The sequence below is a fragment of the Clostridium sp. UBA871 genome, from assembly GCF_002295255.1.
GTDB lineage: Bacteria > Bacillota > Clostridia > Clostridiales > Clostridiaceae > Clostridium_J > Clostridium_J sulfidigenes.
The window spans coordinates 738104-750977 of sequence record NZ_DBFV01000004.1 but is presented as its reverse complement, the minus strand read 5'-3'; the positions used below and the strand labels follow the sequence as shown (position 1 = coordinate 750977).

The following is a 12874-nucleotide window of genomic DNA, read 5'->3' as shown; positions in this document are numbered from 1 at the left end:
ACAATAAAATAATTAAATTAGAACTGTATAAAATTAAATATTTTATATGGTTTTTTATTAATATAATTATAATTCTTCCTCCCCACACATCAAAATTATTAAGAAATTTATCATAATCTCAAAGAAAAAAACTGATAATATATTAATAGATGATATAAAGCCTAATTTGTGGTATATTTGTTAAGTATGAAATTTTATTAAACATAAGAAAAAAATATTTTACTTTTTTATAAATTGGTGTACAATTGTATGTGTAAAAATAGGAGGAAGAAGAATGAAGATCAATTTTTATGAATCACAAAGAGAATATAAAGAAAAAAAACATGAGTTTGATGGAGCTATAAAAAATATAATAGATAGTGGAGCTTTTATATTAGGAAATGAAGTTAAAATCTTTGAGGAAGAAATAAAAGATTTTACTGGAGCTAAACATGCCATAGGAGTGGCATCAGGAACGGATGCTTTAGTTATAGCATCAGATATCCTTGGTTTTAGTGATAATAAGGAAATAGTAACCACACCTTTTACTTTTTTAGCCTCTACATCTTGTCTTGCAAAGCATGGTGGTAAACCTGTATTTGTTGATATAGATGAAGAGTCCTGTGGTATGGATGTAGCTCAATTAGAGGCTGCTATTAATGATAATACCGTAGGAGTACTTCCAATACATTTATTCAATCAAATGTGTGATATGGATAAGATAATGGAAATTGCTAAGAAACATGATTTAAAGGTGCTAGAAGATGCTGCTGAAGCCTTTGGAATGAGATGGCAGATGCAAGGTGAAGAAAGATATAGACACGCAGGAACCATTGGAGATATGGGTGTGTTTTCATTTTTCCCTACTAAAACCTTAGGTGGATATGGTGATGGTGGAATGATAGTTACTAATAGTGATGAACTAGCAGATATGTGCCGTATGTTTAGAGTTCATGGAGCATCAAAGAAATATCACTATGACTATGTAGGCTATAACTCAAGATTAGATGCTATGCAAGCAGCTGTTTTAAGGGTTAAACTTAAATATATAAACAATGCCATAGAAAATAGAGGAAGAGTTGCTAAGCTCTACACTGAAGGATTAAAAAATGTAGAAGGTGTAAAAGTTCAAGGCATTAAGGCTGCAAACCAAAAGAATGTTTATTATGTATTTAATATCTTTGCTGAAAACAGAGATGGTCTTGCGGAATTCTTGAAATCTAAAGGTGTGGCAACTAGTATATACTATCCAAAGCCATTACACCTACAAAAGTGTTTTGAATACCTAGGATACAAAGAAGGTCAGTTCCCAGTAACTGAAAAGATGTGTAAGCAAATTCTTGCATTACCTATATATCCAGAGCTTACTAATGAAGAAGTTGAATATATATGTGAATGTATAAAAGAATTTTATAATTAATAAAGGCTTTGTTTATCCAACAACAACCAGGTTGTTGGATAAACCTAATTAATTGTTAAAAAAGTATCAATATTTATTAAAATAGTAATTGCTAATTTGAACAGTAGGAGACGATATAATGAAAGATTTAAAAATATCCTTAGTAGGACTTGGCTATGTAGGAATGCCTTTAGCAGTAGCTTTTGCTAAAAAGGTTCCTGTAGTTGGATTTGATGTAAACAAGGAAAAGATAAATAAGTACTTAAGCGGAGTAGATGTGACTAATGAAGTTGGCGATGAGGCTATTAAAGCATCTACTGTAGATTTTACAAGTGATGAAACAAAACTAAGAGGATGTAACTTCCATATAGTTGCAGTACCAACTCCAACTAATGAAGATAAAACTCCAGATCTAAGACCAGTTATAGGTGCTAGTGAAATTTTAGGAAGAAACTTAACTAAAGGTTCTATAGTAGTATATGAATCTACAGTATATCCAGGGGTAACAGAAGAAATCTGTGTACCAATATTAGAAAGACAATCTGGACTTATCTGTGGACAAGATTTTAAAATAGGATATTCTCCAGAGAGAATAAACCCAGGTGATAAGGTTCATAGATTAGAAAACATAATGAAGATAGTATCTGGTATGGATGAAGAAACTCTAGATACAGTTGCTAAAGCTTATGAACTAGTTATAGAAGCTGGAGTATATAGAGCTGAAAGCATAAAGGTTGCAGAAGCAGCTAAATTAATAGAAAACTGTCAAAGAGATGTTAACATAGCCTTTGTTAATGAACTTGCTATGATCTTTGATAGAATGGGTATAGATACTAAAGCTGTAATAGATGCTGCAGGTAGTAAGTGGAACTTTATAAAGCTAAACCCAGGTTTAGTAGGAGGACACTGTATTGGAGTAGATCCATATTACCTAATCCACAGAGCTAAAGAGGTTGGTGTTGAATCAAAGGTTATAGCTGCTGGAAGAAACATAAATGATGGAATGGCTAAGTATATCGCAGAGAACACAGTGAAAAGTTTAATAAAAGCTAATAAGAGAGTTAAAAATGCAAAGGTAGCAGTTCTTGGACTTACCTTTAAGGAAGATTGTCCAGATACAAGAAATACAAAGGTAGTGGATATCATAGATGAACTTAAAGACTATGGAGTTAATGTATTAGCCACAGATCCTGTAGCAAGTAAAGAAGAAATTAAACATGAGTATGGAATAGATATGGTTTCTATGGAAGATATTAAAGAGGTAGATGCTATTATACTTGCTGTATCTCATCATAATTACAGAGAAATGACCATTAAAGACTTTGCTCCACTATATAGAAGCGAAGCTTTAGATGAAGTAGCAGCAGCTAAGGATGAAGTAGAAAAAGATGTGTTCATAGATGTAAAAGGCATCATTGATAGACATAGTGTAGATACAGATTCTGTGGTTTACTGGAGATTGTAATATAAAAAATAAACAATATAAATAAAACACCGAATATCTAATATATTCGGTGTTTTTACTATTATTTTTTATCGGCAAATATATAATCTCTCATTTGTTTTTTAACGGTTTCAATATCAAACTTTAGATAGTATATTCCAGTGCTCATATCACCAGCTCCATCTCCATCCCTTGGGAATCTTTCTTGCTCTAAATTCCCATTTCCTAAACCGGCTACCTTAGTTGCTAGAGATATAAAATCACCAGAACTTAGGTTAGTTTGAACTAAAGGAAGGATGTTATTTAGAATACTAGGATAAGATGTAGGAGATGCAGCAAGAGCTTTATTAAACACTGCAGACATTACATTTCTATGTCTGTGGGTTCTTTCATAATCTCCACCACTAGCATATCTTATTCTAGAATAGGCCAAGGCTTGATTACCTGTTAATAAGGTAGCGCCTGTAGAACTTACTCCAGGAATATGAGATACTTCCTCTTCAGTAATATCTATTGTAATTCCACCAAGGATATCAATAATTTCTGGCAATGAAGAAAAGTTTACTGATACAAAATCCTCTACATTAAGGCCAAAGTTTTCATTTAAAGTTCTTAAAGCTAAGGTTGGCCCTCCAAAGGCATAGGCATGATTTATTTTATCCATACCACGGTCTGGGATATTAACATAAGAATCCCTCATAATAGATGTTACTTTAACCTTATTATGAGCGGAATCAATGGTAGCTATCATTATGGAGTCAGAACGACCAGCTTGTCCTTCTTCTGCATCAATACCATATAAAGCTATATTTTTTATGGATTCATGGTTGTCGTATTCTTTAAAGGCATCCTTTGAAGCAATACCTAACTTAGATTTGTCAATCTCTACTTTATCCATCTTATTATATAATGAATAAAAATATCCTCCTCCAATAGCTATTATAAATATCAACACTCCTAGAATTCCCATTGAAATTTTAAATCCCAGTGAGCGTTTTTTCTTTTTTCTTCTTTTATTTTTCTTTTTTTCAGGATCAATTCTGTTTTGTGACATAGTTACACTCCTCTCTGTACCTAATTCTATCATCATATGTTAAAGGTGTAAATATAAAGAAATGCATAATGGTGGATTATTCCATGAAGTTTATTATAAATTTTTATGAACATGATACGATGATATAATTATGAACTAATAATAAAAATAATAGTATATATAGGCGCAAAATCAAGGATATTGTAGAATACATTAGGTTATTATTCATAATTATACATAATATTACTAGTAACATTAGTTTTTTACTAGTAATGTTACTGGAAATATGATATTATACAAATGTGACAGTTATGTATGCAATTGAAATATAAAGAAATATGTACTATTATACGGATGTTACAACTAGGTATTCAAATTATATTTTTATATGGTAAAAATATACATAAGATGTTGTAATATGTATAAATTGATTTTGTAAGGAGAATTAATTTGGAAGAGAATATTATTAGTTTAAATGACATCTTCGAAATTTTAAAAAGAAAGTGGAAAATTATATTAGTATTTGCTTTGACCTCTACTTTAGTAGCATCAATAGCATTATTTTTACTAATAACTCCACAATATGAATCAACCACTAAGGTATTTATAGGTAAAGAAGAAAGTCAGCAGGAAGGATATAATATTTTAGATATACAAATGTATCAAAAATTATTAAAGACCTATGCTGAAATTATTAAAACTGAAGACTTGGTAAAAAAAGCTATAGATAAAACAGGATTCGAAATAAACCCTAAAGAAGCAGTTGAAAATTTAACAGTGGTATCCCTAGCTGATACACAAATTATTGAAATAAAGTATAAAAGCAGCTCACCAGAAGAAGCTGTAAAGTTAGTATCTGCTATAAAAGATGAATTTGTTAAATTATCAACAGAATTAGTTCCTAATGGAAATGTACAAGTCCTAGAAGAACCTAGATTTCCATTAAGAGCAGTAAGTCCTAACAAGAGTATGGGGCTTATAATAGCTATAGTATTGGGAGTGTTTATAGGAATAGGAGTTATCTTCCTTATAGAGTTTATGGATAACACCTATAAAAATAAAGATAGGCTAGAAGAAGAATTAAACATACCAGTTTTAGGAGTAATACCAAAGATAGACCTATAAAATCTTAAGTAGGATGATTAACACAAGATGGAAACGGAGGAATAATAATTTTGGAAGAACAAGTAATTAGCCTTGGAGAAATTCTAGAAGTGTTAAAGAAAAGGTGGAAGTTGATACTAATAGTAACTTTATTAGCGACTTTAGTATCAGGGTTGGTAAGCTTTTTCTTAATAAGTCCTAAGTATGAAGCAAGTACTAAGTTATTTATAGGTAAAGAAGCAGGAGCAGAGGCAGGTTATGATCAAAGTGAGATAGCTATGTATCAAAAGTTAATGAAGACCTATTCTGAAGCCATAAAAACTAGAGATTTAGTTGGTAGAGCTATAAAGGTTACAAACAGTAATCTAACAGAAGATGAAGTTCTTAAGAAGCTTACAGTGGTAACTGTAGCTGATACACAAATCCTTCAAATTAAAATTGATGATAAAAATCCTAATATGGCAGCAACTATGGTACAAGCTATAACCAATGAGTTTGTAACTACATCTAAGGTTTTGGTGCCAAATGGTAATATAAAAGTTATAGAATCAGTAAAAGTTCCAGAAATACCAGTGAGCCCTAATAAAAAAATGAATATAGCTATAGCCTTTTTATTAGGATTAATGGTAAGTGTAGGAGTAAGCTTTTTACTTGAGTTTTTAGATAATACATATAGAAATAGGGAACAATTAGAAAAGGAATTAGATATTCCTGTAATAGGAACTATACCTCACACTGAGCAATAGAAAGTTACAGCAGATAATCTTAATAGATTTTTACTTAAGGAGAGAAATTAATGTTTATAGTAGAAAAAGATCCCAGGTCTATAGCTTCAGAAAGTTATAGGACTCTAAGAACAAATTTGCAATATTCATCCTTTGATGAGGAATATAAAGTAATAGTAGTAACTAGTGCAGAACCAGGAGAAGGAAAGAGTACTACAGCAGGAAACTTAGCATTATCTATAGCTGAAGGAGATAAAAAGGTGGTACTTATTGATTGTGACTTAAGAAAACCATCACTACATAAAAAATTTGAAATATCTAATACTGCAGGACTTTCTGATGTAATAGTTGGGAAGGAGAGTATTTCTGTAGTAGGACATAGATATAATAATAATCTTACCGTATTGACCTCAGGTAAGATTCCACCTAATCCATCTGAGATGTTAGGGTCAAAATCCATGAAGGCTCTCATAGATGCCTTAAAAAAGGTTTTTGATTATGTAATATTAGATACGCCACCTGTACAAGCTGTTACTGATGCGCAAATACTATCTACTAGAGCCGATGGAACATTGCTTGTCATTAGAGCAGAAAAAACAAAAAAAGATTCTGTTGTAAATTCTATTAATCTTTTAAAAAAGGTTAATGCAAATATCATCGGTACCATATTAAATGGAGTAGACACTAAAAGAAACAGCTATTATTACTATTATGGTGATAAATAATATATAAAATTTCACTTAAAGGTTGGAGGAGTGCTTATGATAGATTTTCATAGCCATATACTTCATGGAGTGGATGATGGATCTAAAGATGAAGATATGACTGTAGACATGCTTAAATTAGCAAAAAAGTTAGGAACCACAGGAATTGTTGCCACCCCCCATTTTTTTAGGGGTAGGTTTCAAGTACCTTATGAAGAAATTAAAAGAGAAGTAGATAAATTGAAAATTTTAGCTAAAAATAAGGATATAGATATAGAAATATATTGTGGGCAAGAGGTTTACTATACTAGTAGAATTCTAGAAAGCTTTCAATGTGGTGATATAGGTACCATAGAAAACAGTAGATATATGTTAATAGAATTTCCTTTAAGAGAGTTTTCTGTGGATGAAGTTATAAATGACATCTATGAACTTCAATTAAATGGAGTTGTACCTATCATCGCTCATCCTGAGCGGTATAAAACATTTATAGAAGCCCCAGAATTGATAAATAAGTTTATTGAAGAGGGGTTTTTATTTCAACTAAACACAGGGAGCATAACAGGAGATTTTGGTGGTGGAGTTAAAAAGACTGCTAAATTATTTGTAAAACATAAAATATATAGCACTATAGGTTCCGATGGTCATAGGTCTCAAGTTAGAACCACAGATATGACAGCAGGGATAAAAGCTATAGAAAAAATAAACCCTGGATATGTAAGGGAGATGGATAACATTTCTCAGGAAATCTTAATGAATAATAAGGTTGAATTTAGAGGAGAAAGGATTAGAAAACAAGGTGGAATTTTTAATATATTTAGAAGATGAGTTGAACGTTGTTCAATATACATAAATTTAAACTGGGTGTATCGATTATATAAAAGTCGGGAAATTGGGGGAACTTTTTAGAATCGATAGGGGTTAAATAAAATTCGACATAAATAACTTAAATTTAAAGGGAATTATGAACTGTAGTCTGTACTTGGGCGCTTGGACTACAGGGAGTTAGTAGCGCAACCCACCTTTATCTTATTAATTCGGGGTAACTATAAGTTTGAAGGGGAAATTTATGGTATATGAGTTAGTGAAAGATAGCGGTGGGTTATTTTTATCTGGTTTTATAAATTAAGAATTGGTGGGCAGTCTTAATAAAGGAAAGTATAAAGATGAAAATGAAATATTAGGGGGTTATTATATGGCAAATCATAACTCAAATAAGAATTTAATAATTCTAGGTGCTGGTGGCCATGGTCATGTTGTTAAGGAAGTTGCAGAAGCTATGGGGATATTTAATAAAATAGACTTTTTAGATGATAATTCTAATGAAGCCATAGGGTTATGTTCTGAAAATTCGAAATTTATAGAAGAATACACCTATGCAATACCAGCCTTTGGAAACAATGAACTACGTATGGAGTGGATTGAAAAACTTGAAAAGAATAAATTTCAAATTCCAACTTTAATTCATCCTACAGCATATATTAGTCCATCAGCTAAAGTATCTTTAGGTACAGTAGTAGAAGCTAAAGCAGTTATAAATACAAACTCAAAAATTGGAAAGGGTTCTATTATAAGTATTGGAACCATTATTGATCATGATGCCACCATTGGTTATGGATGCCATGTGGACTGTGGAGCAGTGGTAAAGTCTAACTGCATCGTTGCTGTCTTATCTAAAATTAATAGTGGTCAGGTTATAGAATATAATAATTCAAATGGATGAAGTAATAGATCATAATATTACTTTAACTTAAGGGAGGAATTGATATGTATTTAAAAGTAAAAAGATTATTTGACTTTATACTTGCACTTATAGGATTAATTTTACTATCGCCATTATTTTTGATAATTATTATAGCTATAAAACTTGACTCTAAAGGTCCTGTTTTCTTTAAACAAAAGAGAGTGGGGGTTAATAAAACTCACTTTAATATTCTGAAATTTCGCACCATGAGAATAGATACACCTAAGGATATGCCAACCCATCTCCTTAAAAATCCAGAGCAGTATATAACTAAGGTAGGTAAATTCTTAAGAAAGACTAGTTTAGATGAATTGCCACAAATTTTGAATATAATAGCTGGCTCCATGGCAATAGTTGGACCTAGACCTGCTCTATGGAATCAATATGATTTAATAGCAGAAAGGGACAAGTATGGAGCTAATAACATACGTCCTGGTCTTACTGGATGGGCACAGATCAATGGAAGAGATACAGTATCCATTGAAGACAAAGCAAGATATGACGGAAATTATGTTGAAAATTTGGGAGTAAAAATAGATGCTAAATGCTTCTTTGGAACTGTTGTTTCTGTACTAAAGAGAGATGGAGTACTAGAAGGTGGAGTTAAGGAAGCAGTTAAGGGGAATGAAGTGGAAGTGCAGAGGGATTCGGTGTCCTTTTGATATGGGAAGGTGGTTAGCGGATGAAGAAAATACTTATAACAGGTGCTAATAGTTATATAGGTACAAGCTTCGAAAAATGGCTGAAGCAATGGTCAGAAGATTACTTAGTTGATACTGTAGATATGATAGATGGAACTTGGAGAGAGAAGAGCTTTTCAGGATATGATGTAGTATTTCATGTGGCTGGGATTGCTCATGTTTCTACAGATCCCAATATGGAAGAACTATATTATAAGATTAATCGTGATTTAACGGTAGAGACTGCAAAAAAATCAAAAGAGGAAGGTGTAAAGCAGTTTATTTTTATGAGTAGTATTATTGTATATGGGGACAGTAGTAGTTCAAAAGGGATAATTGATAGGAGCACGGTTCCAACACCAAGAAATTTCTATGGCAATAGTAAGCTCCAGGCTGAAGAGGGCATTAAGAGTTTAGAGTGTGATAATTTTAAGATTGTTGTGTTAAGACCACCTATGATTTATGGGAAAGGCTCAAAGGGGAACTACCCTAAGCTTGCTAAGGCAGCTCAGAAGCTTCCCATATTCCCTGATTTTGATAATGAGCGCAGTATGCTTCATATAGATAACATTTGTGAGTTTATAAGGTTGATGATTGATAATGAAGAAGGTGGTTTATTCTTCCCGCAGAATGCTGAATATGTTAAGACGTCAGAGATGGTTAGGCTGATTGCAGAAATTCATGGGAAGAAGATAAGGTTAGTGAAGATATTCAATCCGGTGTTGAGGTTAATGTTTGGAAGAGTTGGAATGGTTAATAAGGTATTTGGTAATTTGGTTTATGAGAAGAGTGTGAGTCAGTACGATAAGGGAAACTATAAAATATTAGGTTTAAAGGAAACGATAGAGAGGACTGAAACTTAGAATGAAGGTTATGTATTTGGCATTTGAAGGTTTTGATACACAAAATGGTACTAATCATTTAGCATTAACAATGATAGATGAGTTTTTAAATGCTGGTATGGATGTTTATCTTGTATCAAGTCATTCTAAAGGTATGGCAGATGATATACCAGATATTTTTAAAAATCGTAAAGGATTTACATACGATATTATAAATAGATCAATTGTTTCAAAAACAAATTTTTTTCAAAGGTATTGGGATGGCTTTAGATATGCTTTTAATTGTATGAAAGCATGGAAAAAACATATTGATAGCATTAATATAATAATTTTGCAGTCAACTCCAACAGCAGTTTTTTCTTCAATATTACTTAGATGGTTTGGGAAAAAACCAGTAATATATAATTCATATGATGTATTTCCGGATGGACCATATGCTATGGGTGCTATAACTAATAAATTGGTTTTTAAAGTACTGCAAAGATTGCAGCAGATTGTATATAAAAATAGTGAAAAAATTGTTGTGATTTCATCAGACATGAAATATCAATTACAAAAGATAGGAGTCCCATCAGATAAGCTTGTTGAAATTAAAAATTGGTATGACGACAAAGCTATTAGAGTGGTACCATTTGATAAAAACAAGTTTGCAAAGAAATATCAATTAAGTAAAGATGCCTTTTATGTTCAATACGCAGGGAATTTTGGCTATACCTTTAATTATAAGATGGTACTAGATATTGCGGCACTATTAAAGAGCAACAAAGAAATAATTATTCAAATGATTGGTGATGGAGCATTTAGAGAAGCTTTTGTTAGTGAAGCTAATGAACGCGGACTTGACAATATAATTTTTTATCCTTGGCAACCACTTGATATAATTTCGGATGTATATAGTGTTTGTTCTGTTGAATTGATTCCTTTATCTAATGGAGTGATTTGGAATAGCTTTCCTAGTAAGGGTTCATTGTTAATGGCGTGTGGTCGTGTGATTTTATGTGCGACTGAAAAAGAATCTGATTATTATAAACAAATAAATGAAAATGATGTTGGTATTTGTGTCTCAAATAAATCTCCAGAGAAAGCAGCGAGCTCTATATCTATGCTATTTAAACATAGAGAAAGATTAAAAGAAATTGGAATAAATGCTCAGGAGTATGGAAGAAAAGAATACTCAAGCTCGGTGAATGTTAATAAGTTTATAAAACTTTTAGATGAAGTAGTTAATAGTAGAACAAAAGGTATTAGCAAAACAAAAAAAGGAAATGAGGTGGAAGTAAATGTTTGAAAATAAAAATTTACTTATTACTGGGGGAACAGGTTCATTTGGAAATGCTGTTTTAGAAAGGTTTCTTAGTACAGGTATTAGAGAAATTCGTATTTTTTCTAGAGATGAAAAGAAGCAAGATGATATGCGCAGATATTACCAAAATGAAAAAATAAAATATTATATTGGTGATGTTCGCGACTTAATGAGCGTAAAAAATGCTATGCATGATGTAGACTATATTTTCCACGCAGCAGCATTAAAACAAGTACCATCTTGTGAATTTTTCCCAATAGAAGCAGTAAAAACGAATGTATTTGGTACAGACAATGTACTAACTGCAGCAATTGAAGCTGGGGTAAAAAAGGTAGTTTGCTTATCTACAGATAAAGCGGCTTACCCAGTTAATGCTATGGGAATATCTAAAGCTATGATGGAGAAAACTTTTGTGGCAAAATCAAGAACAGTTTCTCCAGAAAGAACATTAATTTGTGGAACACGATATGGCAATGTAATGGCATCACGGGGTTCGGTAATTCCATTATTCGTTGAACAAATAAAGTCCGGTAAGCCATTGACTGTAACAGACCCTAGAATGACCCGATTCATTATGAGTCTTGACGAAGCAGTTGAATTAGTTTTATATGCTTTTCAGAATGCTCAAACAGGAGATATTATGGTTCAAAAGTCGCCATCAGCTTATATTGGAGATTTAGCACAAGCAATCAAAGAAATTTTTAATGCTGATAATGAAATTCAAGTTATTGGAACTCGTCATGGAGAAAAGATGTATGAGGTTCTTTTAACTAATGAAGAGGCTTCAAAAGCAGTGGATATGGAGAATTTCTATAGGGTTCCGGCTGATAATAGAGATTTAAACTATGAAAAATACCTTGAGGAAGGATCTACAAAGATAACACTTACAGATGAATACAATTCAAATAATACAAGAATTCTTTCGGTTGATGATATAAAGCGAAAATTACTTCAACTTGACTATATTCAGAATGAACTATATAAATTACGTTTAGATGAAGCTGCTGTTGCTAAATGAGAACATCGAATATGTAAATGAAAGGTAGGACAAACTATGAAATTTCTTGTATTAGGTGCAACAGGTATGGCAGGACATACTATCTCTATATATTTGAAGGAAAAAGGTCATGATGTGACAGCATTTTCTACAAATTCATTTCCTTATTGTAGAAATATAAATGGAAATGCTATGGATAAGGAGTTTATGATATCAATGTTAAAGCATGATGATTATGATGTGGTTATCAATTGTATAGGTGTATTAAATCAAGCTTGCGATAAAGAACCATCTAAAGCGGTGTATCTTAATGGCTACTTGCCACATTTTATTGCTGATACATTAAGAGATACTAAAACAAAACTTATCCACATGAGTACTGACTGTGTTTTCTCTGGAAAACTGGGGTCATATAAAGAAGATAGCCTTCGCGATGGCGAAACATTCTATGATAGAACAAAGGCACTTGGTGAAATTGAGGATAATAAGAATCTAACGTTTAGAAATTCAATTGTTGGTCCTGATATGAAAGATGGGGGAATAGGACTGTTTAACTGGTTTATGAAACAGAAAGGCACTATAAATGGCTATTCTAAGGCTATCTGGACAGGGGTTACAACACTAACATTGGCTAAGGCTATGGAAAGGGCTGCTTCAGAGGATTTATCGGGTATTTATAATCTTGTAAATAATGAAAGCATAAGTAAATTTGATTTACTTAATTTATTTAATAAGCACATGCGGAATGGAAAATTGAATGTGATATCAAGTGATTCAGTTAATTTAAATAAATCTCTTGTCAACAATAGAAAAGATTTTTCATTTGAAATACCTAATTATGAACAAATGGTGATAGAGATGGAAGAATGGATTTATAACCATAAAGAGCTTTATCCACATTATTTTAAATAAAGGATGGA

The 12874-nt window shown here is 32.0% G+C and carries 13 protein-coding genes and 1 riboswitch; of the genes, 12 read left to right on the top strand and 1 reads right to left on the bottom strand.

The annotated features are described in order from the left end of the window. Nucleotides 1-274: 274 nt before the first annotated feature. The gene (locus B3086_RS09625) at nt 275-1399 is read left to right on the top strand and encodes a DegT/DnrJ/EryC1/StrS family aminotransferase (protein WP_346876511.1); all 1125 of its coding nucleotides are present in this window, start codon (nt 275-277) and stop codon (nt 1397-1399) included. A gap of 118 nt (nt 1400-1517) precedes the next feature. Further along, nucleotides 1518-2843, top strand: coding sequence for a nucleotide sugar dehydrogenase (locus tag B3086_RS09620; protein WP_346876512.1), 1326 nt, complete (start codon nt 1518-1520; stop codon nt 2841-2843). Between the two features lie 61 nt (nt 2844-2904). On the opposite strand, the gene B3086_RS09615 is transcribed toward B3086_RS09620, so the two are convergent. Next, a complete protein-coding gene (locus tag B3086_RS09615; RefSeq protein WP_346893306.1) occupies nt 2905-3876 on the bottom strand; it encodes an LCP family protein in 972 nt (323 codons plus the stop codon). A gap of 429 nt (nt 3877-4305) precedes the next feature. Here B3086_RS09615 and B3086_RS09610 point away from each other — a divergent pair, with 429 nt between their 5' ends. From B3086_RS09610 to B3086_RS09565, 10 genes are all read left to right on the top strand, one after another. Next, nucleotides 4306-4980 carry a YveK family protein gene (locus B3086_RS09610; protein ID WP_346893304.1) on the top strand — a complete coding sequence of 225 codons (675 nt, stop codon included), beginning with the start codon at nt 4306-4308 and terminating at the stop codon, nt 4978-4980. A gap of 50 nt (nt 4981-5030) precedes the next feature. Continuing rightward, on the top strand, nt 5031-5705 hold the full coding sequence (locus B3086_RS09605) for a YveK family protein (RefSeq protein WP_346893302.1): 675 nt from the start codon (nt 5031-5033) through the stop codon (nt 5703-5705). 50 nt (nt 5706-5755) lie between these two features. Continuing rightward, nucleotides 5756-6409, top strand: coding sequence for a CpsD/CapB family tyrosine-protein kinase (locus B3086_RS09600; RefSeq protein WP_346877313.1), 654 nt, complete (start codon nt 5756-5758; stop codon nt 6407-6409). 36 nt (nt 6410-6445) lie between these two features. Next, entirely contained in the window at nt 6446-7216 is a 771-nt protein-coding gene (locus B3086_RS09595; RefSeq protein WP_346893300.1) for a tyrosine-protein phosphatase, read from the top strand. A gap of 120 nt (nt 7217-7336) precedes the next feature. Then, nucleotides 7337-7420, top strand: a riboswitch (cyclic di-GMP riboswitch). A gap of 163 nt (nt 7421-7583) precedes the next feature. Next, nucleotides 7584-8111 (top strand): hypothetical protein, encoded by a 528-nt coding sequence (locus B3086_RS09590; protein ID WP_346891550.1) that lies wholly within the window; start codon nt 7584-7586, stop codon nt 8109-8111. 44 nt (nt 8112-8155) lie between these two features. After that, nucleotides 8156-8794 (top strand): sugar transferase, encoded by a 639-nt coding sequence (locus B3086_RS09585; RefSeq protein ID WP_346893298.1) that lies wholly within the window; start codon nt 8156-8158, stop codon nt 8792-8794. 20 nt (nt 8795-8814) lie between these two features. Next, nucleotides 8815-9675: an NAD-dependent epimerase/dehydratase family protein gene (locus tag B3086_RS09580; protein WP_346893296.1), complete on the top strand. Its 861-nt coding sequence runs from the start codon at nt 8815-8817 to the stop codon at nt 9673-9675. A gap of 1 nt (nt 9676) precedes the next feature. Continuing rightward, complete coding sequence (locus B3086_RS09575; protein ID WP_346893294.1) at nt 9677-10942, top strand: glycosyltransferase family 4 protein; 1266 nt, start codon at nt 9677-9679, stop codon at nt 10940-10942. Continuing rightward, nucleotides 10935-11975: a polysaccharide biosynthesis protein gene (locus tag B3086_RS09570; protein WP_346893292.1), complete on the top strand. Its 1041-nt coding sequence runs from the start codon at nt 10935-10937 to the stop codon at nt 11973-11975. Before B3086_RS09575 ends, B3086_RS09570 begins: the two co-directional genes overlap by 8 nt. Before the next feature lie 36 nt (nt 11976-12011). Next, a complete protein-coding gene (locus B3086_RS09565) occupies nt 12012-12866 on the top strand; it encodes an SDR family oxidoreductase (protein ID WP_346893290.1) in 855 nt (284 codons plus the stop codon). The last annotated feature ends 8 nt before the right edge of the window (nt 12867-12874 follow it).